This window comes from Spirillospora sp. NPDC049652 (genome assembly GCF_040675125.1).
In the GTDB taxonomy this organism is placed as follows: domain Bacteria; phylum Actinomycetota; class Actinomycetes; order Streptosporangiales; family Streptosporangiaceae; genus Spirillospora.
In genome coordinates this window covers 1-1,221 of record NZ_JBFAOF010001496.1, presented here as the reverse complement: position 1 = coordinate 1,221, position 1,221 = coordinate 1, and the positions used below count along the sequence as shown (strand labels likewise).

At 73.3% G+C, this 1,221-nt stretch carries 1 protein-coding gene; it reads right to left on the bottom strand.

The genetic code is table 11. The annotated features are described in order from the left end of the window. Nucleotides 1-303 precede the first annotated feature (303 nt). A partial coding sequence (locus tag AB0J52_RS41410; RefSeq protein WP_500188748.1) for a WS/DGAT domain-containing protein occupies nt 304-1,221 on the bottom strand: 918 nt, incomplete at its 5' end.

Sequence of the window (1,221 nt, the reverse complement as noted above, 5' to 3'; positions counted from 1 at the left end):
GTGACTGGTGTTCAGTCGTGTGCTCGTCCGATCTGCACCACCGTCCGTGGCGGCGCGGCGCCGCGCTCCGGTACGGAACCAGCTCATCGTCGTCACCTCCCCGGGAGAACCCGGCAAGAGGCCGTTGGCCATCCTTTGCCAGGATATTCCCGAGTGCGGTCCGGGGCACAGTCTCGGAACGTTTTCGGGAGGTCCGTTAGGGGCATGCCGCACCCTCCGGCCCAGCCTGCACCCTGTTCCCAGCGAGCCGCGACGTCGCTGATCCTTTCTGACTTCGATGAGTTACGGCATGTCCGGATACGGTCATGCCAGCGCGAGCAGCTCGGCGACACCGGCGGAAGCGCCTTTCGCGTACGTCTCCAGGTCGGGCATCGCGTCGAAGTCGGCGGTGATCCCGAAGTACAGCGTCCCGCAGTAGCTGATGACCGCCGTCGCGACCCGGATGCCGCCGGTCAGCGGGACGTACGGGTGCAGTTCGAGCAGGCGTCGCCCCATCACGTACAGCGGGAAGTCGGGCCCGGGCACGTTCGTCGTCACCGTCTGGACGAGCCCCTGCCGCAGCCGCACCGGCGCCCGCGCGGCGAGCGACAGCAGCGCGGGCGCGACGGCGGTGTCGGTGAGGCGGGTGAGCGTCCGGGTGCCCGCCGCCTGCTCGCTGCGCTTCACGTCCTCGGTCTGCGCGCGGATGCGGCGCAACCGCTCGACCGGGTCGTCCACCCCTGCGGGCAGGTTCACGAAAACCGCCGCGACCCGGTTGTCCATCACCCCGTGCCCGCCCGGCTCGCGCACCGACACCGGGACCGCCGACCGGACGACGGTGTCGGGCGCGAGGACGCCGCGCGCGTTCAGCAGGTCGCGGTATCCGGCGGTCACGGCGGCGAGCACCACGTCGTTGACCGTCCCCCCGAGGGAGCGCTTCACCGCCTTCGCCTCGTCCAGCGGGACGGTCTGCCAGTACCAGCGGCGGTGCGGCCCGATCGGGCCGTTCAGCGACGCCGCCGCCGGACGCGTGAACCGCGCCGTCGCCCGTCCCGCGCCGAGCGCGAACTTCCCGAACCGCCGCAGCGTTCCGGCCGCGTCCGGTTCGGGCGGTGCCGCCGCCCCGCCCGCGAGGCCGAGCCCACGCGCCAGGCCGAGGCCGCGCGCCATGCCCAGGCCGCGCGCGACGTCCACGCCCTGCCGGACGGGCTGGGTGACCGCGCGCCGCGCCGCCTCCGCGAG